The following is a 19,221-nucleotide window of genomic DNA, read 5'->3' on the forward strand; positions in this document are numbered from 1 at the left end:
CCGTCTACCAGCGCAAGCCAAGGGCGGATGGCCTTGCCGCATCCGTCAATGCGACGGCGCGGGTAGCAGGGGCTGGCTCGGCTCCGCGCCCGGCGCGAGTTCGAATGCGGCGATGTTGCCGCTCGCCCAGCGCACGACGCCGCGCTGCTCTTCGTTCGGACCGATCATCACCGTGACGGCCAGGCCCGCCTGGAAGCGCGCATCGGGCTTGCCGCCCGCGGGCGGGGTGGGGCGGCCGTCGCCGGGCCAGCGCCGTCCGTGCAGCAGGTTGAGCGTTGCGGGCGAGGCGACGACGCCGGCCTGCGGCTCGACCGCGTCGAGCAGCGCGTCGCTGTCGACGGTCCCGTCGAAAACCACGCCGCATTCGCGCCCGCGGACCCAGGCGACGGAGCCGCAGAGCATGACCGAGGACGAGAGTGCCACGGTCACCATGTCGTTGAGCTGAAGCGGCACGGTAAGATCGAGCTTCATGCCCGTGTCTGAGAAGTCGCGGCAGCGCGCGTAGGCGGCGGCGCCGTCGTGCGCGACCTGCACCACCCGCGGTGCGCGGATGCGGCGCTGTTCGCGGCGGTCGCTCATGCGCGCCGCGAGCGAGAGACCGTCATTGCACCCGAACCTCGGCGAGGTCATGGCTCGTTCCTCAATCCATCGATCCGCGGAATTGCCGACCGATCTTCCCCGTTTGCTCCCGGACGACGATCACCATGAAAGTGCCGTCACCCTATTAGACGACAGTCGAATGAAGTTTTTAACGGTTGGTAAACTTTTTTGTTTTCGCCGCTGCTCCGGCACCTTCTACCGTTGTACCGTCACTTGCCCGAATTTTGCGCGTCATCGCCCCGGCGATTCCACAGTCCCCAGGGGTGCAGCATCACTCGGTTGACTCGTGATACCCCCCCGCCTAAGGGGACGGCGCCCTCGGCGGGCACCCGTTGAGCGTGTCATACGTTCCCTTGGAAAAAGGAGCCTGACATGACCGACGAGCCGCCCGCACGAGACCCTATCGGCGAGGATGCGCGTATCGATGCGCTCGACGAACGGCTCAAGGCCGCACGCGAGCGCGAAGATGGACGCAACCGGCCGGTCGCGGGCGCGGAGGCCGATGCGAACTATCGCATGGGCAATCGCGTCCTTGCCGAACTGATCGGGGGGATCGGCGGCGGTGCGTTTGTCGGCTGGGTCATTGACTGGGCCGCCGGAACCTCGCCCTGGGGCCTGCTGGTGGTGATGTTCCTCGGAATCATCGTCGCCTTCAGAAACATCATCCGGATTTCCAGCCGGCGTCCCGATTGACCCGAAGAGCGGGCATGAGGGGCGCTGTCGTGCATATGAAGAATGAGGCAAGGCGTGGCCGAAGCGGGTAAAGTCGATCCGATGCACCAGTTCACGATCGAGCCGATGTTCGGCACCGATCACTGGGAAATCGCGGGCTATTCCATTCCGTTCACCAACTCCGCACTGTGGATGGCGATCACGACCGTGGCGCTGTTCCTGTTCGTCTGGGGTGGTATGAAGCGTCAGCTGGTCCCTGGCCGCTGGCAGATGGCCGTCGAATCGATGACCAGCTTCGTGGACAACCTGCTCGCCGCCAACGTCGGCCCGGCCGGCAAGAAGTATGTGCCCTACATCTTCTCGCTGTTCATGTTCATCCTCTTCGCCAACGTCCTCGGCCTGCTGCCGCTGATGCTCGTCGGCGTGCATCCCTTCACCTTCACGAGCCATTTCAGCGCCACCGGCGTGCTCGCCATCATGTCCTTCGCGATCGTCCTGATCGTCGGCTTCTGGCGCCATGGCTTCCACTTCTTCTCGCTGTTCGTGCCGCACGGCACGCCGCTCTGGCTGATCTGGTTGATCCCGGTGATCGAGCTCGTCTCGTTCCTCGTGCGTCCCTTCAGCCTCGCGCTGCGACTCTTCGTCGCGATGATGGCCGGCCACGTCCTGCTCGAAGTGCTGTCGAGCTTCGTCATCGACAGCATGAACTCGGGCGCGCTGTGGGGCACTGTCGTCGGTCTGCCCAGCTTCCTGCTGATGATCGCCATCTGCGCGCTGGAGATCCTGGTTGCCGGCATCCAGGCCTACGTCTTCGCGCTGCTCACGTCGCTCTATCTGAACGACGCCGAGAACCTTCACTAAGTACGTCTTTCAAACCAACGAAATTCAAGGAAAAGGAGTTTTACCATGGAACCTGCAAGCGCAAAGCTGATCGGTGCTGGTCTCGCTGCCATCGGCGCCGGCATGGCCGCCATCGGCGTGGGTAACGTCTTCGGCTCGTTCCTCGAGTCCGCGCTGCGCAACCCCGGCGCTGCCGACGGCCAGCAGGGCCGCCTGTTCATCGGCTTCGCCGCCGCCGAGCTTCTGGGCCTGCTGTCGTTCGTCGTCGCGATGATCCTGATCTTCGTCGCCTGATCGATTGACCTGACCCTAGACCGGCCGGGTTGATCCCTCGGGATCGCTCGGCCGGAACTTACGGATACCGCCATGCCTCAAATCGCGCAGCTGTCCGAGACCTACGCCAGCCAGATCTTCTGGGTGCTGCTGTTCTTCGGGCTCATCTTCTTCGTCATCGGCAAGGGCATGGTCCCCAAGGTGATGGAGACCGTCGCGGTGCGCGACAAGCAGATCGCCGACGACCTCGCCGCCGCTGAAGCCGCGCGCAAGGCCGCCGACTCGCAGGAAGAGGCCTGGCGCGTTGCTGCCAACACGCAGCGGGCCGAGGCTCAGGCCCTGATCGCCAAGGCCAAGGGTGAGGCGGCCAAGGCCACCGAGACCCGTCTGGCCAGCGCCAATACGGTGATCGACCAGCGTCTGGCCGAAGCCGAGCAGCGTATCGCCGGCGCCCGCGCCGGTGCGCTCGAAGAGATCGAGACGGTTGCGACCGAAGCCGCGGGCGACATCGTCGCGCGTCTGGCCGGCGTCACCGTCGATGCCGCGGCGGCTCGCGTCGCGGTCAAGGAGGCGCTCAATGGCTAATCTGCTGACCCTGCTCGCCGTTGCGGCCGAACACGGTGCCGAGCATGCCGGCGCCCATGCCGAACCCGCAGCCTTCGGCCTGATCGGCCCGGGCCTCTGGGTTGCGCTGGCGATGACGGTGCTGATCCTGATCGCGCTGTTCCTCGGCGTGCCCAAGATGCTGACCTCGGGGCTCGATTCGGGCATTGCCGAGATCAAGAAGCAGCTCGACGAAGCCAAGGTGCTGCGCGCCGAAGCCGAAGCCCTGCGCAAGGAATATGCCGACAAGATCGCCAATGCCGAAAAGGACGCGGCGGCCATGCTCGAGCATGCCAAGCACGAGGCCGAGGCGATCGTCGCCAAGGCCGAGGCCGACACCACCGCGGTGATCGGTCGTCGCGAGAAGATGGCCGAAGACAAGATCGCCGCCGCCGAGCGCGGTGCGGTCGCCGAACTGCGCGCCAGGGCGGCCGACGCCGCCGCCGTCGCGGCCAAGGGTCTGATCGCCAAGAACCACGGCGCGGCCGCCGACAAGGCGCTCGTCGACCAGGCGATCGGCGCAATCTGATCGCGCTGCTGCATCGCTGAATTCAGGAAGGCCCTCGCGAAAGCGGGGGCTTTTCTTTTTGGGGTTCGAGCCCCTTCGTCCAACTCCGACCAGCGTGCTTCGTATCGGGGGGAGACGGTGCGCTACCCTCTACCTCTCCCCCGCTGGCGGGAGAGAGACGAGACTTGCCGAACGTAGTGAGGTTAGTCCGCAGCGGCGAGGGTGGCAGCAGCGCCGAGGCAGCCGCTCAGCGCGTCCCGATCACCAACCGGTCGCGGTCGTCGAAGCGGACTGCGATGCCGGCCGCGCGCAGGGTGTTGAGCGTGACGTAGCCCTGGGCCGCCTGCGAGGCGCTGAGACGCGCATAGAGATCGGGCTCGACCGCCGGCTCGATCACCGCGAGCAGGTCGGACAGGCGGACGGAGATGTTCTCGTCGTCGCGGATCAGCAGCGAGACGCGGCCGGCAGCGGCGCCGTTGAGCTTGGTGGCGACGGTCAGCGAGACGCTGTCGATGCGCTTGTCGGCCTCATCCGAAGCCGAGGGACGGTCATCCGTGGCGGTGGGATCGATTGCGGTCGTCCCGATCGGGATACGCGCGCCTTTGCGCGAGGGCTGCAGCGCGGCGCTGCGATCGGTGGCGGAACCAGCGGTCTGGGCCGCGGCCTGGCTGCGCGTGAGCGAGCTCCAGTCCTCGTCGCCGAGCATCGACATCGCCTGCGGCTTGCCGCTGTCGGTCACGGCGTGGCGGGTCGGCGAATAGGTGGCCATGTCGCGGCCCTTGGCGGCGGCGAGGCGGTCGACCGCGATCTGCGGCGGGGCAATGCGGATGACAGGCGCGATCCGTGCGGTCGTGCCCAGCGGTGCGGCCGAGACCTTGGTCGCCGCCACGGCCAGTGGCGCCGGGGCGGGCGCGGCAGGCGAGGCGCTTGCGGGCGCGGTCACGGCGGTATCGGGATCGAGCGGCAGCGGCGCCAGCTTGGGCGCGGCGATCTCGTGCCGGGCGGCGGAGAGCGCCAGCGCGGGCTGCGGCATCGTCAGGCGCACGGTATCGGCGTGGATTGCGGCCACCTTGACCGGCGCGGCGGCGAGCGGGGCGGGGCGGTAGGTCAGCGGCTGCGCGATCGCGGTGACCGCGGCGCCGACTGCGAGGGCTGCGACCAGCGCGGGCCCGAACGAGGGCACGCTCCGCTTGATGGCCTGGCTTTGCATGAATCGACTCCCGCGCGTGAAGTCCCGAGGACTAGCCGTCCTACGCCCCCAACGAAAGCGGCAATGCGGCGGATCGCCCCGATGCGTGGGCTAGAAGCTGTCCTTGGCGGCGCGCAGCGCGGCGAAGGTCGCGACGGGATCGCCGAGCCTGGCACCTCGGTCTGCCCAGCGCGCCTGCAGGCCGGGGTCGTCGGCGCGCAGGAACGGATTGGCGGCGAGTTCGCGCGCCAGGTTGGTCGGCACAGTCGCTATGCCTTTGGCGCGGCAGGCCTCGACCTTCTCGGCATAGCGCTGCAGGCGCTCGTTGTCGGGGTCGGCGTGGAGCGCGAAGCGGGCGTTCGATTGGGTATATTCGTGCGCGCAGTAGATCAGCGTCTCGGGCGGCAGCGCCTTGAGCCGCAAGAGGCTGGACCAGAACTGCGGTGCCGTGCCCTCGAACATGCGGCCGCAGCCGAGCGCGAACAGCGAATCGCCGACGAAGGCCAGGCCGGCGCCGGGGACGTGATAGGCGACGTGTCCGTTGGTGTGGCCGCCGACGTCGATGACATGGGCTTCCCAATCGCCGATCGCGACCACGTCGCCCTGCTTCACCGTGCGGTCGACGTCGGCGATCTTCTCCGCCTCGGCGGCGGGAGCGATCACCTTGCAACCGGTCGCCGCCTTGATCGCGGCATTGCCGCCGGCGTGGTCAGGATGCCAGTGCGTGTTCCAGATCTGGCTGATCTGCCAGCCCTTGCGCGCCGCCTCGCGCAGATAGGCGTCGGCATCGGGCGTATCGATGCATACGGTTTCCTCGCTCTCAGGATCGTGAAGCAGGAAGCCGTAGTTGTCGGACAGGCAGGCGAACTGGTGAACTTCGAGCGCCATCGATCATCTCCTCGACATGCGATGTAGGCGTGAGCGGGGCAAAGCAAAAGCCCGCCCGGATCGCTCCGGACGGGCTTTCGTTTGGCTTGAGCCGGTAAGGCTTAGCTGCGGTTCTTCAGCGCTTCGCCGAGGATGTCGCCGAGCGAGGCACCCGAGTCCGACGAACCGTACTGTTCCACTGCTTCCTTCTCTTCGGCGAGCTGACGCGCCTTGATCGAGAAGTTCGGCTTCTTCGAACGGTCGAAACCGGTGACCATGGCATCGACCTTCTGGCCGACCTGGAAACGGTCCGAACGCTGCTCGTCGCGGTCGCGGCCGAGGTCCGAGCGCTTGATGAAGCCGGTGGCACCATCTTCGCCAGCCTGGACTTCCAGGCCGCCGTCGCGGACTTCGAGGACGGTCACGGTGACGACGTCGTTGCGCTTCAGCGAACCCGACGAAGCGGCGCCAGCAACGCTGGGCGCGCCCTTCTCGAGCTGCTTCATGCCGAGGCTGATGCGCTCCTTCTCGACATCGACGTCGAGAACGACGGCCGAAACCTGCTCGCCCTTGCGGTGCAGGGCCAGCGCGTCTTCACCCGAGATGCCCCAGGCGATGTCCGACATGTGGACCATGCCGTCGACGTCGCCATCGAGGCCGATGAACAGGCCGAACTCGGTGGCGTTCTTGACTTCGCCTTCGACGACCGAACCGACCGGGTGCTTCTCGGCGAAGCCTTCCCAGGGATTCTGCTGCGCCTGCTTGAGGCCCAGGCTGATGCGGCGCTTGTCGCTGTCGACCTCGAGAACGAGAACGTCGACTTCCTGCGAGGTCGAGACGATCTTGCCGGGGTGGACGTTCTTCTTGGTCCAGGACATTTCCGAAACGTGGACCAGGCCTTCGATGCCCGGCTCCAGCTCCACGAAGGCGCCGTATTCGGTGATGTTGGTGACGACGCCGCGCAGCTTCGCGCCGACCGGGTACTTGGCGGCAACGCCTTCCCACGGATCGCTCTCGAGCTGCTTCATGCCGAGGCTGATGCGCTGCGTGTCCTGGTTGATGCGGACGATCTGGACCTTGACCGTGTCACCGATGTTGATGACTTCGCTCGGGTGGTTGACGCGCTTGTAGCTCATGTCGGTGACATGGAGCAGGCCGTCGATGCCGCCGAGGTCGACGAAGGCACCGTAGTCGGTGATGTTCTTGACGACGCCGTCGATGATCTGGCCTTCGACCAGGTTCTGGATGAGGCCCGAACGCTGCTCGGCGCGGGTTTCCTCGAGGACGGCGCGGCGCGACACGACGATGTTGCCGCGGCGGCGATCCATCTTGAGGATCTGGAAGGGCTGCGGCACGTCCATCAGCGGCTGCACGTCGCGAACCGGGCGGATGTCGACCTGCGAGCCGGGCAGGAAGGCCACGGCGCCGTCGAGGTCGACGGTGAAGCCACCCTTGACGCGGCCGAAGATCACGCCTTCGACGCGCTTGCCTTCGCCGAACTCGCTCTCGAGCTTGTCCCAGGCGGCTTCGCGGCGGGCGCGGTCGCGGCTGAGCATCGCTTCGCCTTCGGCGTTCTCGACGCGGTCGACGTAAACTTCGACTTCGTCACCGACCGAGAGACCGTGCGGCTGGCCGGCCATCGCGAATTCGCGCAGGGCAACGCGGCCTTCGCTCTTGAGACCGACGTCGATGACGGCCTTGTCGTTTTCGATTGCGGTGACGGTACCCTTGACCACGCGGCCTTCGAAGCCGCCGCCGCCGGCGCCGCCGAGCGATTCGTCAAGGAGCGCGGCGAAATCGTCGCGCGAGGGATTTGCCGTAGAGGCCATTCAGTGTTTCCTTACGTCTGTTTCCGGCCAGGCGGTTGTTTCCGCCGGTCTTTCTCCGCACTGGCACCATGCCGGATGCGGGCCAAAAGGGCCGAACCGCCCGCCAGGCCGAGTGCCGTGACGGGCATTCGCGAGCGTTCTGCCGGTGCTTCTTCCCGTGAAAAACGGAAAGGGCGCGAAGAAAGCTCTTCACGCCGGAAAGCATGGCGAATGCCGTTGAACGGGCGGGCGCTTAGGCCAATGCGCGCGCCAAGGCAAGGAAAATGGGCCTTTCGGCCGGCTTGCGTGCAAGACTGAACGCAAGCGAAACCCCGCGGTAAGGCTTTGCTGCTAGGCACCCTGCGGCAGGCGGGGAAAATCATGCAGCCGATGCACAAGGGCAAGTTCGCCGATCCGGCGGTCGAAGCGCGGTTCCAGGAAGCGGGACGGCGCTATCGCGTGCCTTTCGTCCGCGGCTACGGCGTGCTCTTCATGGTCATCGCGCTGGCCTATTCCGTGGCCAATCCGTTGCTGCTCGATCATGCGGCGAACGCCAAGGTCGCGGTCTGGCTCGGCCTCACGATATTCGTCGCCGGCGGCTATGTCGGTGCGACCTTCTGGAAGGACTACGTCCGGCAACCGGTGGTCGATTTCGCCGCGCTGATCCTGCTCCTGCTGCTGGTCGCGCAGATAAACCAGACACTCTACGAGTTCCTCGCGCGGTCCGATGCCAATCTCCACGCGGTGACGACGATCAATCGCCTGGCCGTGACGGCCTTCGCCGCCGTGGCCCTGGCCGGGCGACCGCGGCTGTTCCTGATCTGGCTGGGCTGCGATTTGCTCGAGTGGATGGGCAAGACCGTCTATGACGGCACTTTCACCGCAGAGCTGATCTACGCCTTGCTGAGCTTCGTCGGCGGTCGGGCCGTGACCTTCGCGATCAACCTGGCGATCACCGCCTCGAGCCGCTGGGCCTATGCCCTGGCCGACGCTTTCGAGACCGAGCGCAACCGCAACGAGGCCCTGGTCCACAACATGTTGCCGCCCGCGGCGGTCGAGCGAATCCGGGACGGGCGCATGGTCGCCGATGCCTATGCCGACGTCAGCGTGATCTTCATCGACATGGTCGGCTTCTCCAAGCTCGCCAAGCGGGTGTCGCCGGGCCACCTGGTCGAACTGCTCAACGGCTTCTTCAACCACGCTGATCGCTGCGCGGCCGAGCACGGCGTGGAGAAGGTCAAGACGATAGGCGACGCCTATCTGGCCATCGCCGGCGGCAACGTACCGAGCGGCAACAGCGCAGATGCGGCGATCGCTTTTGCACGGGCCGTGCTCGAAGGCGTCGACGATCTCGTCCGCGCCGCAGGCGTCGAAGTCGGGCTGCGTGTCGGCATCCACAGCGGCCCCGTGGTCGGCGGTGTGATCGGCGCGACGCGCATGGCCTACGACTATTGGGGCGAGACGATGAACATCGCCGCGCGGATCGAGAGCACGGCGCCGGTCAACGGCATCGCCATTTCGGAAAGCACCTGGCTGCGCGCCCGCGAGCGGGCCGCCTTCGGTGCGCCGCATGTCGAGATGCTCAAGGGCGTGGGCGAGACCTGCGTCTATCACGCCGGCCCGGCCGCTCCGCCGGTCGAGCTGGGCGCTGCGGCCTAGTTCCTGGCCGGCAAGGGCAGGGCGATCTCGAAGGTCGCGCCTTGCGTCACGCTCTCGTCGAGGCGGATCGAGCCGCCGAGCTGTTCGACGATGCCCTTGGTGATCGCCAGGCCCAGGCCGGTGCCCGCGACCTGCACGTCGTCGCGCGGGCGCGTCGCCTGCGAGAAGCGGTCAAACAGCCGCGAGCGGAAATCCTTGGGAATGCCCGGGCCGGAATCGCTGACCCGGATAAGCGCGCGGCGGCCGTCGATCGTCAGGCTCACCTGCACGTCCGAGCCGGCAGGCGAGAACTTGGCCGCGTTCGACAGCAGGTTGGTCACGGCCTGCGCCAGGCGCATGGGGTCGGTCTCGACCGAGACCGGTCGCGGCGGTACGTCGAGCACCAGCGCGACGGCGGTGCGCGCGGCGAAGGGGGCGTTCTCTTCGATCACGGTCCGCAGCAGCACGCTAAGATCGACCGGTGCGAGATTGATCGACAGGCGGCCCTGCTCGATGCGATCCATGTCGAGCAGGTCGTTGACCAGCGAGGTCAGGCGTTCGGCATTGCGCGCGGCGATGTCGACCAGCGGCACGGCCGGCTTGGGCAGCTCGCCCGCCGTGCCGCCCTTGAGCAGGGCCAGCGAGCCGGCGATCGCGGTCACCGGCGTGCGCAGCTCGTGGCTGATGTTCGAGACGAGCTCGGCCTTGAGCCGGATTACCGTCTGCAGATCGACCTTGGCGCGGATCGCGTCGGCCTCGGCGATCGAGCTGAAGCCGACGGCGATCGGCCCCACGAGCAGATGCGCGATCAGCATGTCCTCCTCGTCGTAGGCGTGGGGTTCGCTCGCATGGTACTTGAGCACGCCGACGGTCTGGCCGTTGTGGGGGATGGGCACGACGATCATCGAGCGCAGGCCCACGCGGTCGCAGGCGGCGCGGTTGACGCGGCCGTCCTGATGCGAGTCCAGACAGTGCTGCGGCTCGCCGGTGAGGATGGAAAGACCCGAGAGGCTGGCGTTGAGTGGCAGGCGCAGTCCGAGCTGGCTGGCCGAAGTGCCGCTGGCAGCGGCATAGGTCAGTTGGTCACCGTCGCGCAGCTCGACGACGATGCCGTTCGACTGCGGCATCACGGAGCGTTCGTTGACGATAGCCTGCATCACCGTGGAGAGATCGCCACGGGCATCGCTGATCGCCTGCTGAATCGTGATCAGGCCGCGAAATCGTTCGATGTCCATCGGTGCTTATGTGAAGGCAGGCGAGGGTAACCGCCAAGCCTGAAAATCGCCGATTTGGACGAAAAATGCCCGATCGGTGCCCGATTACCCGATCCGCGAGTCGACCAGCGCGATAGCGGCGGCGATCGCGGCGTCGCGCGACAGCTCCGACGTGTCGAGTGTGGCGGCATCGACCGCGGCGCGCAGGGGGGCTTCCTTGCGGTTGCGGTCGCGTTCGTCGCGCGCGGCGAGATCGGCGGCGATCTCGTCGAGCTGGCTCTCGCGGCCCGCGGCGATCATCTCGAGATGGCGGCGCTTGGCGCGCGCGGCGACGCTCGCGGTGATGAACAGCTTGGCGCGCGCCTCGGGGGCGATCACCGTGCCGATGTCGCGGCCATCGAGCACGGCGCCGCGGCCCTGGGTGGCGAAGGCGCGCTGCCGCGCGAACAGCGCCTGGCGCACGCCGTGGTGGATCGAGACCCGGCTGGCGAGACCACCGGTAGTCTCGGAGCGCAGTTCGGGATCGTCGAGCAGACTGGTGGGAAACTCGCAGGCGGCGAGCGCGTCGGCCGCGTCGTCGGGATTGCCGAGGTTGAGCTCCACCTGCCGTCCGACCGCGCGATAGAGCAGGCCCGTATCGAGATGCGGCAGGCCGTAATGCGCAGCCAGCGCCTTGGCGATCGTGCCTTTGCCCGAGGCCGTGGGGCCGTCGACTGCGATGATGAGGGGGGAAGTGGTCGGGGGAGGGCTCATGCCCGCTTGCTCCGCGCGGCCTTGATCAGGCCCCAGATCGCGATCGAGGCCCAGAAGAACTCGAGCACCAGCGAGGCCGGGTTGAGGTTGACCAGCAGAGATACGGTCAGCAGCGCCGCACCAGCCAGGTTGACGCCGTGCTGGACGAAGGGATTGGCCGCCTTGTTGCCGGTGACGTAGGCATAGGCGAAGATGATGCAGGCCATGCCCGCGAAGCCGCAGATGTTGGCGACGAGTGGGGTGAGCAGCGGCGTGCTCAAGCGACCAGGCCGTCCAGCAGCGCCTCGAAGGCGGGGAAGGAAGTGGCGATCGGTCGGGTGTCGTCGACTTCGACGCCGCCTGCGCTGACGAGCCCCGCCACGGCCATCGACATGGCGATGCGATGGTCGAGGTGGGTGGCGATCGCTGCATTGTTGCCGCCGCGCAGGGCTTCGCCGCCACTGCCGTCGATGATCAGGCCGTCCTCGGTCTCCTGCACCCGCGCGCCGGCGGCGGTCAGCGCCGTGGCCATGACCGCGATGCGATCCGATTCCTTGACGCGGAGCTCATCGAGCCCGGTCGTGGTCGTGCGCCCCTCGGCCAGCGCGGCGGCGACGAAGAAAACGGGGAACTCGTCGACCATGCTTGGCACTATGGCAGGATCGACGTCGATGCCCTTGAGCACCGAGTGCCGGACCAGCAGGTCGGCCACCGGCTCGCCGCCGACTTCGCGCGCGTTCTGCTCGGTGATGTCGCCGCCCATCTGGCGCAGGACATCGATCAGCCCGGCGCGCGTGGCGTTGAGGCCGACGTTTTCGATTACCAGTTCGCTGCCCGGAACGATCAGCGCGGCGACGATGAAGAAGGCGGCCGACGAAGGATCCCCCGGGACCTCGATGCACTGCGGTTGCAGTTCGGCTTCACCGCGGATGCGAATCGTGCGGGTGCCGTCGACATGGGTCTCGACCGTCAGCGCGGCGCCGAAGCCCTTGAGCATCCGCTCCGAATGGTCGCGCGTCGGCACGGGCTCGATCACCGTGGTGATTCCCGGCGTGTTGAGGCCCGCAAGCAGGACCGCGCTCTTCACCTGGGCCGAGGCGACGGGCAGGCGGTATTCGATCGGCACTGCCGGCGCGGCGCCGCGCAGCATCAGCGGCAGGCGCTCGCCGGGGCTGGTGGTGAACTCGGCGCCCATCAGCGAAAGCGGATCGGTCACGCGCTTCATCGGCCGCTTCGACAGGCTGGCGTCGCCGACGAAGCAGGCGGTGATCGGATGCGAGGCGACGAGGCCCATCAGCAGCCGCGTCGAAGTGCCGCTGTTGCCCATGTCGAGCGCGGCCTCGGGCTGGAGCAGCGCGCCGACGCCGACGCCGTGGATCAGCCATTCGCCCTCACCGGTGCGCTGAATGTCGGCGCCCATCGCGCGCATCGCCGCGGCGGTCGACAACACGTCTTCGCCCTCGAGCAGGCCCGTGACGCGGCTCTCGCCAACGGCCAGGGCCGAAAGCATCAGCGAACGGTGGCTGATCGACTTGTCGCCCGGTACGCGGATGCGACCCTTGAGCGGTCCGGCGGCCGCGAATCGGCGAGGGCGCATGGCGGAGGGATCGGCAGCGGTCACGATGGAGCCTTGGTTGTCTGAAAGGTAAAAGCGCGCGGCTTTTGACAGCGCTCATTCGCTATGGCAAGGCGCGCGCCCTATGAGTTTTCGGGCGCTTGATTTGGGTGCTCATAGTTCCCATCAACGTCACTGTTTGTCGGCTCGCCGCTCCGGCCGGGCCAATACGAGGAATTTGCATGGTCAAGGCTGAATGGGGCGCCAAGCACGGCTGCCCGAAATGCGGCACCCGCTTCTACGATCTCGGCAAGGACGATCCCGTCACTTGCATCGAGTGCGGCTATGCGTGGAATCCGGAACCGGTGCTCAAGTCGAAGCAGCCGATTCCCTATGAACAGCTGCAGAAGGAAAAGGTCGTCGAGACGGCGGATACCGATCTGGCGGACGATGAGGATCTGGACATCGACGACGACGGCGATTCGCCCGACAACGACGTCGATCTCGGCGGTGACGACGATCTGGGCGTCGGTGTCAGCGACGACGACGGCGACGAACATTAATTTGTCGAAATAACCCCTTGCCAAGTTCGGGAGCCGCCACTAGAGGGCGGCCTCCCAGCCACGGCGGGGCGATGGACACTCTCCCAGGTGATCATCGATGAATGGAAATGGGGCCTTAGCTCAGCTGGGAGAGCGCCTGCATGGCATGCAGGAGGTCAGCGGTTCGATCCCGCTAGGCTCCACCATTCCCAGGGATTCTTAGTGAGATCTGGTTCGGGCCGGGCGACGGTCCGGTTCGATCCAAATCTCACTACATCCGGTCGCAAGGGTCTGGCCCTGAAGATCGGACGGTGATCATTTACACGCTGGTCGGCGAGGTTTCGCCCACCGGCGTTTTTCGCGTTGTGGAGTAACCGCCCCATGTTCGATACACTGTCAGACCGGCTCGGCGGCGTATTCGACAAGCTGCGTGGTCGTGGCGCCCTGAAGGAACAGGACGTCCGCGATGCCATGCGCGAGGTGCGCATTGCGCTGCTCGAGGCCGACGTCGCGCTGCCCGTGGTTCGCCGCTTCGTCGATCAGGTCACCGAGCTGGCCGTCGGTCAGTCGGTGCTCAAGTCGGTCACGCCCGGCCAGCAGGTCGTCAAGATCGTCAACGACGCGCTCGTCGAGATGCTCGGCGGCGAACAGACGGTCGGGCTCGAGCTCGATCACGTTCCGCCCGTCGTCATCCTCATGGTCGGCCTCCAGGGTTCGGGCAAGACCACGACCACCGCCAAGCTCGCCAAGCTCCTCAAGGAGAAGCAGGGCAAGAAGGCGATGATGGCCTCGCTCGACGTCAACCGCCCGGCCGCGCAGGAGCAGCTCGCGGTGCTCGGCGAACAGGTCGGCGTCGCCACCCTGCCGATCATCGCCGGCCAGCAGCCGGTCGACATCGCCACGCGCGCGCTGCAGTCGGCCAGGCTCCAGGCGGTCGACGTCCTGTTGCTCGACACCGCCGGCCGTCTCCACGTCGACGATCAGCTGATGGCCGAGATGAAGGCGGTCGCCGCCATCGCGAGCCCGAAGGAAACGCTGCTCGTCGTTGATTCGCTGACGGGCCAGGACGCGGTCAACGTCGCGCAGAGCTTCGCCGGACAGGTCGACCTCACCGGCGTGATCCTGACCCGCATGGACGGCGATGCCCGCGGCGGCGCGGCGCTGTCGATGCGCGCGGTCACCGGCAAGCCGATCAAGTTCGCGGGCACGGGCGAGAAGCTCGACGCGATCGAGCCGTTCCATCCCTCGCGCGTCGCCGGCCGTATCCTCGGCATGGGCGACATCGTCTCCATCGTCGAAAAGGCGGCCGCGACGATCCAGGAGGACGAGGCCGAGCGCATGGCCGCGCGCATGGCCAAGGGTCAGTTCGACATGAACGACCTGCGCATGCAGCTCAAGCAGATGCAGAACATGGGCGGCCTCGGCGCGCTCGCGGGCATGATGCCGGGCATGAAGAAGGCCAAGGCGGCGATGCAGTCGTCGGGAATGGACGATCGCGTGCTGCTGCGCATGGATGCGATCATCGGCTCGATGACGCCCAAGGAGCGTCAGCGGCCCGATCTGCTCAACGCCAAGCGCAAGATCCGCGTGGCCAACGGTTCGGGCACCCAGGTTCAGGACGTCAACAAGCTTCTCAAGATGCACCAGGAAATGGAGCGCGCGATGAAGCAGATCAAGAAGATGGGCGGCATCAAGGGCCTCGGCGCGCTGTTCGGCAAGGGTGGCCTCGGTGCCGCCATGCCGGGTCTCGGCGGCGGTGGCGGACTGCCCGGCCTGGGCGGCGGCGGTGGTGCCCCCGATCTTTCGAATTTTCTGAAAAAGTAAGCTTCAAGTATCTGATAGAAAGGTAGTTATATGTCGGTTTCCATTCGTCTGTCGCGTGGCGGTTCCAAGAAGCGCCCCTATTACAAGATCGTCGTCGCCAACAGCCGCGCGCCGCGCGATGGCAAGTACCTCGAGCAGGTCGGCACCTACAACCCGCTCCTCGCCAAGGACGACGCCAACCGCGTGCGCCTGATCGAGGACCGCATCAAGTATTGGCTCGGCGTCGGTGGCCAGCCGACCGACCGCGTCGCGCGCATGCTCGACAAGGCCGGCATCCAGGAGCGTGTCGCCACCAACAACCCGAAGAAGGCAGAGCCGGGCCAGAAGGCCAAGGATCGCGCCGAGGAGCGTGCCGAAAAGCTGCGTGAGGCCGAAGAGGCTGCCGCTGCCGCTGCTGCCGCTCCGGCCGTCGAAGAAGCTCCGGCTGCCGAAGAGGCTCCCGCCGAGGAAGCTCCGGCCGCTGAAGAGGCTGCCAGCGAAGAACAGGCCGAGGGCTGAGTCCTTTGTCGGACAAGCCCGTCACGCTCGCCGTCATCATCGGCGCGCACGGCGTGACGGGCGAGGTCCGTCTCAAGCTGTTCGGTGAAGGCGTGGTGGCGCTCAAGCGCTACCGCGCCTTCAATAATTTTGGCGGTGGCTCAGGGCTTTCGGTCGAAAAGCTCAAGGACGACGGCAAGGGCGGCGCCATCGCCCGCTTCGCCGAAGTCTCCGACCGCACCGCCGCCGAGAAGCTGCGCGGCACGGCGCTGACCGTTCCGCGCTCGGCGCTGCCGGCCTTGCCCGAGGGCGAATACTATTACGCCGACCTGATCGGCCTGCCCGCGGTCTCTACGACCGGCGAAGCCTTGGGCGTCTGCGTCGAGGTCGAGAACTTCGGTGCCGGCGACGTGCTCGAGATCGAGCGGCCGCCCGTCGAGGAGGGAGCGAAGCCCAAGCGCTTCATGGTGCCGATGCGCGTCGAGGCGGTGCCCGAATGGAGTGCCGAGCGTGGCCTCGTCATCGAGGTTGCCTACGTCGATCAGTAGGCCTTGCGGTCGTCGCGCTGTGATGCGTTCCATGGCGCGGACCACTGCTGGCGGTGTAGCGCCTCGAAAGGCAGCATGATCGTGCGAAGCCAGGACATGTCTGTCGCCGCCCTCGCGGTCGGTTCGTTTGCATACAAGCAAGGCTGATAGGACTGGGTCATGTCAGTTCCCTTTGGTCTTTTCCCGATGCGCACTCAGGTAGGGGCAGGGGTAAGCCGGGTCCAACAAAACGACCCGCCGAAATCATCAGCCTGACTTTTGTTTCTCGCGCCCGTTCCGCGCTTTTTGGGGCGGCATCGACAAGCTGGGCGTAGACCATCGCCGATGATAGAGGCCCAAGCATGACCTTCGCTGCCACCGTCCTCACGCTCTACCCCGAGATGTTTCCCGGCCCTCTGGGCGTCAGCCTCGCCGGCCGTGCGCGCGAGGAGGGCAAGTGGACGCTCGACACCGTCCAGATCCGCGATTTCGCGATCGACAGGCACCGCACGGTCGACGACACCCCCGCCGGCGGCGGCGCGGGCATGGTGCTGCGCGTCGACGTGCTTTCGGCCGCGATCGACCATGCGCTCGCGAGCCATCCCGAAGCCCCCGTCATCGCCATGACCCCGCGCGGCAAGCCGCTGACGCAGGAGCGTGTGCGCGCGCTCGCCGAGGGCCCCGGCGTCACGATTCTCTGCGGCCGCTTCGAGGGTTTCGACGAGCGGATCTTCGCGGGCCGGGCGGTCGAGGAGGTCTCGATCGGCGACATCGTGCTGTCGGGCGGAGAGCCGGCGGCACTGATGCTTCTGGACGCTTGCATTCGGCTGCTTCCCGGCGTAATGGGCGCCCCTTCCAGCGGGTCCGAAGAGTCGTTCGAGAACGGCCTCCTCGAGTATCCGCATTATACCCGACCTGTTGAATGGGAAGGGCGCACGATCCCCGAAGTGCTGCGATCGGGGGATCATGCGAAGATCGCGGCCTGGCGGAAACACCAGGCGGAGATCGACACACGGTCACGCAGGCCGGACCTTTGGGAGCGTCATGTCGACGCTCGGGCCCAGCCTGCCTCTGGCGCGCAGCGTAAAAGTAAGGACCAGGGTCAATGAACCTGATTCAGCAGATCGAAGCCGAGGAAATCGCCAAGGCTGCCAAGGATATTCCGACCTTCCGCCCGGGCGACACCGTCCGCGTGGGCGTGCGCGTCGTCGAAGGCGAGCGCACCCGCGTTCAGGCCTACGAAGGCGTTTGCATCGCGCGTGCGAACAAGGGCATCGGCTCGAACTTCACCGTTCGCAAGATGTCGTTCGGCGAGGGCGTCGAGCGCGTCTTCCCGCTCTATTCGCCGAACATCGACAGCATCACCGTCGTCCGCAAGGGCGTCGTGCGTCGCGCCAAGCTCTATTACCTGCGCGGCCGCACCGGCAAGCGCGCTCGCATCGCCGAGCGCCGCGACGTCAAGGTCGAGGGCTGAGCCACGGCCGACTGAGCTTTTCAGTCAAGACAGATCGAGAAGGCCGGCTCCCGCACAGGAAGCCGGCCTTTTCCTTATTCAGGGAATGCCATCATGGGTTATCGGGTAGTGGTCGTCGGCGCGACGGGGAACGTCGGGCGCGAAATGCTGAACATCCTCGCCGAACGCGAATTCCCCTGCGACGAGATCGCAGCCCTGGCTTCGTCGCGGTCGCAGGGCAGCGAGATCGAATACGGCGACACCGGCCGCATGCTCAAGGTCAAGAACGTCGATCATTTCGACTTCACCGGCTGGGACATCGCGCTATTCGCCGTGGGTTCGGAGCCGACCAAGATCCACGCTCCGCGCGCCGCTGCGGCCGGCTGCGTCGTGATCGACAACTCGTCGCTCTACCGCATGGACCCCGACGTGCCGCTGATCGTGCCCGAGGTGAATCCCGAGGCGATCGACGGCTACAAGGCCAAGAACATCATCGCCAACCCCAACTGCTCGACCGCGCAGATGGTCGTCGCGCTCAAGCCGCTGCACGATGCCGCCAAGATCACGCGCGTCGTCGTCTCGACCTATCAGTCGACCTCGGGCTCGGGCAAGGCGGGCATGGACGAACTGTTCGAGCAGAGCCGCGCGATCTTCGTCGGCGATCCGGTCGAGCCGCGCAAGTACACCAAGCAGATCGCCTTCAACGTGATCCCGCACATCGACGTGTTCCTCGACGACGGTTTCACCAAGGAAGAGTGGAAGATGGTCGTCGAGACCAAGAAGATCCTCGACCCCAAGATCAAGGTCGTCGCCACCTGCGTGCGCGTGCCCGTCTTCGTCGGCCACTCCGAGGCGATCAACATCGAGATGGAGAACGAACTCTCGGCCGAGCAGGCGCAGGACATCCTGCGCGAAGCGCCGGGCGTCATGCTGATCGATAAGCGCGAGGACGGCGGCTACGTCACGCCGATCGAATGCGTCGGCGACGGTGCCACCTATGTCAGCCGCGTGCGCGAGGACCCGACGGTCGACAATGGCCTGGTGCTCTGGTGCGTCGCCGACAACCTGCGCAAGGGCGCCGCGCTCAACGCGGTGCAGATCGCCGAGCTGCTGGGACGTCGGCATCTCAAGAAGGGCTGAGACTCAGCGCCTTCCGTGAGCCGAAACGAAATCGGGCCCGCTCCTCCTGGAGGCGGGCCCGATCCATTTGGTGACCTGGGCTGGAGGCTCAGTTCACCGCCTGCTTGATCGTCGTCGTGGTGGTCGTCGTGGCCGGCGCGGGTGCCGGGGCACGACGCGCCGTGGTCGTCGTGGTCTTGCGCGTCACGGTGCGTGCGGCGCGGCGCGGGGCCGGCTGCTGGGTAGTGACCGTGGTCTCGACCTGCTGGTTCTGCGAGGCGATCAAAGCCGAGCGTGCGGCATTGGCATCGGCCGCGGAATTGGCCGCCTGCTGCTGCGCCATGTCGGCGCGGGCGCTGGCGTTGGCGGCCTGCTCCTGCGCGGCTGCAGCCTGCTGCTGGGCGACCGAGACGTCAGCCTCGCGCGCGGCGTTGGCATCGGCAACGGCGATATCCTTGCGGCGCTGCAGTTCACCGATCGTCGCGTCGGCGAGCGCGGTCGCGCGGATCGCTTCGGTGATCGAGGTAGACTTCTGGCCAGCGTCGAGCTTTTCCTTCGACAGCGCCAGCGCGGCGCGCGCCTCGGCCGTGCGTTCGGGCAGTTCGGTGGCCGAGCCCATTTGCTCGGCAGTGGTGATCTTGGCCTCGGCGGCGGCGATCGCCTGGCGAGCGCGGTCGGCCTTGCCGGCATAGGCCGGCGATACGGTCAGCGCGAGCGCACTGGCAGCCAACAGCGGCGCGATGAAGGTCTTGCGAAACATGGCATTCTCCTCGGAATAAG

The 19,221-nt window shown here is 66.6% G+C and carries 22 protein-coding genes and 1 tRNA gene; 14 read left to right on the top strand and 9 right to left on the bottom strand.

The window, feature by feature from the left end:
• Window positions 1–45: 45 nt before the first annotated feature.
• Window positions 46–630, bottom strand: a complete 585-nt coding sequence (locus WG901_RS17260; protein ID WP_339588327.1) for a PilZ domain-containing protein — start codon at window positions 628–630, stop codon at window positions 46–48.
• A gap of 342 nt (window positions 631–972) precedes the next feature.
• On the opposite strand from WG901_RS17260, the gene WG901_RS17265 reads away from it, so the two are divergent.
• The 5 genes from WG901_RS17265 to WG901_RS17285 all read left to right on the top strand — a co-directional run bounded on the left by WG901_RS17265 (window position 973) and on the right by WG901_RS17285 (window position 3,517).
• Window positions 973–1,293: an AtpZ/AtpI family protein gene (locus tag WG901_RS17265; RefSeq protein ID WP_339588328.1), complete on the top strand. Its 321-nt coding sequence runs from the start codon at window positions 973–975 to the stop codon at window positions 1,291–1,293.
• Between the two features lie 54 nt (window positions 1,294–1,347).
• The gene (locus WG901_RS17270) at window positions 1,348–2,133 is read left to right on the top strand and encodes a F0F1 ATP synthase subunit A (protein ID WP_339588329.1); all 786 of its coding nucleotides are present in this window, start codon (window positions 1,348–1,350) and stop codon (window positions 2,131–2,133) included.
• A 45-nt stretch (window positions 2,134–2,178) separates the two neighbouring features.
• Window positions 2,179–2,406 (top strand): F0F1 ATP synthase subunit C, encoded by a 228-nt coding sequence (locus WG901_RS17275; RefSeq protein WP_054122335.1) that lies wholly within the window; start codon window positions 2,179–2,181, stop codon window positions 2,404–2,406.
• Window positions 2,407–2,478: 72 nt separating this feature from the next.
• Complete coding sequence (locus WG901_RS17280) at window positions 2,479–2,970, top strand: F0F1 ATP synthase subunit B family protein (RefSeq protein ID WP_339588330.1); 492 nt, start codon at window positions 2,479–2,481, stop codon at window positions 2,968–2,970.
• Window positions 2,963–3,517, top strand: a complete 555-nt coding sequence (locus tag WG901_RS17285) for a F0F1 ATP synthase subunit B family protein (RefSeq protein WP_339588331.1) — start codon at window positions 2,963–2,965, stop codon at window positions 3,515–3,517. Before WG901_RS17280 ends, WG901_RS17285 begins: the two co-directional genes overlap by 8 nt.
• A gap of 226 nt (window positions 3,518–3,743) precedes the next feature.
• Here WG901_RS17285 and WG901_RS17290 read toward each other — a convergent pair whose 3' ends face one another.
• The 3 genes from WG901_RS17290 to rpsA form a co-directional block, all read right to left on the bottom strand.
• Window positions 3,744–4,706: a hypothetical protein gene (locus WG901_RS17290; protein ID WP_339588332.1), complete on the bottom strand. Its 963-nt coding sequence runs from the start codon at window positions 4,704–4,706 to the stop codon at window positions 3,744–3,746.
• A 90-nt stretch (window positions 4,707–4,796) separates the two neighbouring features.
• Window positions 4,797–5,573, bottom strand: a complete 777-nt coding sequence (gene gloB, locus WG901_RS17295) for a hydroxyacylglutathione hydrolase (protein WP_339588333.1) — start codon at window positions 5,571–5,573, stop codon at window positions 4,797–4,799.
• A gap of 101 nt (window positions 5,574–5,674) precedes the next feature.
• Window positions 5,675–7,381 (bottom strand): 30S ribosomal protein S1, encoded by a 1,707-nt coding sequence (rpsA, locus tag WG901_RS17300; protein WP_339588334.1) that lies wholly within the window; start codon window positions 7,379–7,381, stop codon window positions 5,675–5,677.
• Between the two features lie 360 nt (window positions 7,382–7,741).
• Here rpsA and WG901_RS17305 point away from each other — a divergent pair, with 360 nt between their 5' ends.
• Window positions 7,742–9,019 carry an adenylate/guanylate cyclase domain-containing protein gene (locus tag WG901_RS17305; protein WP_339588335.1) on the top strand — a complete coding sequence of 426 codons (1,278 nt, stop codon included), beginning with the start codon at window positions 7,742–7,744 and terminating at the stop codon, window positions 9,017–9,019.
• On the opposite strand, the gene WG901_RS17310 is transcribed toward WG901_RS17305, so the two are convergent.
• The 4 genes from WG901_RS17310 to aroA all read right to left on the bottom strand — a co-directional run bounded on the left by WG901_RS17310 (window position 9,016) and on the right by aroA (window position 12,541).
• On the bottom strand, window positions 9,016–10,233 hold the full coding sequence (locus WG901_RS17310; protein ID WP_339588336.1) for a sensor histidine kinase: 1,218 nt from the start codon (window positions 10,231–10,233) through the stop codon (window positions 9,016–9,018). The two genes, WG901_RS17305 and WG901_RS17310, sit on opposite strands and share 4 nt — an antisense overlap.
• An 84-nt stretch (window positions 10,234–10,317) precedes the next feature.
• On the bottom strand, window positions 10,318–10,965 hold the full coding sequence (locus WG901_RS17315) for a (d)CMP kinase (RefSeq protein ID WP_339588337.1): 648 nt from the start codon (window positions 10,963–10,965) through the stop codon (window positions 10,318–10,320).
• Window positions 10,962–11,225: a CBU_0592 family membrane protein gene (locus WG901_RS17320; RefSeq protein WP_417603436.1), complete on the bottom strand. Its 264-nt coding sequence runs from the start codon at window positions 11,223–11,225 to the stop codon at window positions 10,962–10,964. Before WG901_RS17320 ends, WG901_RS17315 begins: the two co-directional genes overlap by 4 nt.
• Window positions 11,222–12,541 carry a 3-phosphoshikimate 1-carboxyvinyltransferase gene (aroA, locus tag WG901_RS17325; protein WP_339588338.1) on the bottom strand — a complete coding sequence of 440 codons (1,320 nt, stop codon included), beginning with the start codon at window positions 12,539–12,541 and terminating at the stop codon, window positions 11,222–11,224. The genes WG901_RS17320 and aroA overlap by 4 nt, the downstream gene beginning before the upstream one ends.
• Before the next feature lie 200 nt (window positions 12,542–12,741).
• Between aroA and WG901_RS17330 the strand changes: the two genes are divergently transcribed.
• From WG901_RS17330 to WG901_RS17365, 8 genes are all read left to right on the top strand, one after another.
• Window positions 12,742–13,062 carry a TIGR02300 family protein gene (locus WG901_RS17330; RefSeq protein ID WP_339588339.1) on the top strand — a complete coding sequence of 107 codons (321 nt, stop codon included), beginning with the start codon at window positions 12,742–12,744 and terminating at the stop codon, window positions 13,060–13,062.
• Window positions 13,063–13,171: 109 nt separating this feature from the next.
• Window positions 13,172–13,247 (top strand) — tRNA-Ala (locus tag WG901_RS17335).
• A gap of 175 nt (window positions 13,248–13,422) precedes the next feature.
• Entirely contained in the window at window positions 13,423–14,865 is a 1,443-nt protein-coding gene (gene ffh, locus WG901_RS17340) for a signal recognition particle protein (RefSeq protein WP_339588340.1), read from the top strand.
• A 30-nt stretch (window positions 14,866–14,895) separates the two neighbouring features.
• Window positions 14,896–15,363, top strand: a complete 468-nt coding sequence (gene rpsP, locus WG901_RS17345; RefSeq protein WP_339588341.1) for a 30S ribosomal protein S16 — start codon at window positions 14,896–14,898, stop codon at window positions 15,361–15,363.
• 5 nt (window positions 15,364–15,368) lie between these two features.
• Window positions 15,369–15,890 carry a ribosome maturation factor RimM gene (gene rimM, locus WG901_RS17350; RefSeq protein WP_339588342.1) on the top strand — a complete coding sequence of 174 codons (522 nt, stop codon included), beginning with the start codon at window positions 15,369–15,371 and terminating at the stop codon, window positions 15,888–15,890.
• Between the two features lie 341 nt (window positions 15,891–16,231).
• Window positions 16,232–16,978: a tRNA (guanosine(37)-N1)-methyltransferase TrmD gene (gene trmD, locus WG901_RS17355; protein WP_339588343.1), complete on the top strand. Its 747-nt coding sequence runs from the start codon at window positions 16,232–16,234 to the stop codon at window positions 16,976–16,978.
• Window positions 16,975–17,343 carry a 50S ribosomal protein L19 gene (gene rplS, locus WG901_RS17360; protein WP_339588344.1) on the top strand — a complete coding sequence of 123 codons (369 nt, stop codon included), beginning with the start codon at window positions 16,975–16,977 and terminating at the stop codon, window positions 17,341–17,343. The genes trmD and rplS overlap by 4 nt, the downstream gene beginning before the upstream one ends.
• Window positions 17,344–17,436: 93 nt before the next feature.
• Entirely contained in the window at window positions 17,437–18,462 is a 1,026-nt protein-coding gene (locus WG901_RS17365; protein ID WP_339588345.1) for an aspartate-semialdehyde dehydrogenase, read from the top strand.
• Window positions 18,463–18,550: 88 nt separating this feature from the next.
• On the opposite strand, the gene WG901_RS17370 is transcribed toward WG901_RS17365, so the two are convergent.
• The gene (locus WG901_RS17370; protein ID WP_339588346.1) at window positions 18,551–19,201 is read right to left on the bottom strand and encodes a hypothetical protein; all 651 of its coding nucleotides are present in this window, start codon (window positions 19,199–19,201) and stop codon (window positions 18,551–18,553) included.
• Window positions 19,202–19,221: the final 20 nt, after the last annotated feature.

This window comes from Novosphingobium anseongense, assembly GCF_037482895.1.
Lineage (GTDB): Bacteria > Pseudomonadota > Alphaproteobacteria > Sphingomonadales > Sphingomonadaceae > Novosphingobium > Novosphingobium anseongense.

Excerpts from the sequence above, each read along its gene's own strand:
- WG901_RS17260 (WP_339588327.1), bottom strand. The coding sequence starts at position 630 with ATGACCTCGCCGAGGTTCGGGTGCAATGACGGTCTCTCGCTCGCGGCG.
- WG901_RS17265 (WP_339588328.1), top strand. The coding sequence starts at position 973 with ATGACCGACGAGCCGCCCGCACGAGACCCTATCGGCGAGGATGCGCGT.
- WG901_RS17275 (WP_054122335.1), top strand. The coding sequence starts at position 2,179 with ATGGAACCTGCAAGCGCAAAGCTGATCGGTGCTGGTCTCGCTGCCATC.
- WG901_RS17280 (WP_339588330.1), top strand. The coding sequence starts at position 2,479 with ATGCCTCAAATCGCGCAGCTGTCCGAGACCTACGCCAGCCAGATCTTC.
- WG901_RS17285 (WP_339588331.1), top strand. The coding sequence starts at position 2,963 with ATGGCTAATCTGCTGACCCTGCTCGCCGTTGCGGCCGAACACGGTGCC.
- WG901_RS17290 (WP_339588332.1), bottom strand. The coding sequence starts at position 4,706 with ATGCAAAGCCAGGCCATCAAGCGGAGCGTGCCCTCGTTCGGGCCCGCG.
- gloB (WP_339588333.1), bottom strand. The coding sequence starts at position 5,573 with ATGGCGCTCGAAGTTCACCAGTTCGCCTGCCTGTCCGACAACTACGGC.
- rpsA (WP_339588334.1), bottom strand. The coding sequence starts at position 7,381 with ATGGCCTCTACGGCAAATCCCTCGCGCGACGATTTCGCCGCGCTCCTT.
- WG901_RS17305 (WP_339588335.1), top strand. The coding sequence starts at position 7,742 with ATGCAGCCGATGCACAAGGGCAAGTTCGCCGATCCGGCGGTCGAAGCG.
- WG901_RS17310 (WP_339588336.1), bottom strand. The coding sequence starts at position 10,233 with ATGGACATCGAACGATTTCGCGGCCTGATCACGATTCAGCAGGCGATC.
- WG901_RS17315 (WP_339588337.1), bottom strand. The coding sequence starts at position 10,965 with ATGAGCCCTCCCCCGACCACTTCCCCCCTCATCATCGCAGTCGACGGC.
- aroA (WP_339588338.1), bottom strand. The coding sequence starts at position 12,541 with ATGCGCCCTCGCCGATTCGCGGCCGCCGGACCGCTCAAGGGTCGCATC.
- WG901_RS17330 (WP_339588339.1), top strand. The coding sequence starts at position 12,742 with ATGGTCAAGGCTGAATGGGGCGCCAAGCACGGCTGCCCGAAATGCGGC.
- ffh (WP_339588340.1), top strand. The coding sequence starts at position 13,423 with ATGTTCGATACACTGTCAGACCGGCTCGGCGGCGTATTCGACAAGCTG.
- rpsP (WP_339588341.1), top strand. The coding sequence starts at position 14,896 with ATGTCGGTTTCCATTCGTCTGTCGCGTGGCGGTTCCAAGAAGCGCCCC.
- trmD (WP_339588343.1), top strand. The coding sequence starts at position 16,232 with ATGACCTTCGCTGCCACCGTCCTCACGCTCTACCCCGAGATGTTTCCC.
- rplS (WP_339588344.1), top strand. The coding sequence starts at position 16,975 with ATGAACCTGATTCAGCAGATCGAAGCCGAGGAAATCGCCAAGGCTGCC.
- WG901_RS17365 (WP_339588345.1), top strand. The coding sequence starts at position 17,437 with ATGGGTTATCGGGTAGTGGTCGTCGGCGCGACGGGGAACGTCGGGCGC.
- WG901_RS17370 (WP_339588346.1), bottom strand. The coding sequence starts at position 19,201 with ATGTTTCGCAAGACCTTCATCGCGCCGCTGTTGGCTGCCAGTGCGCTC.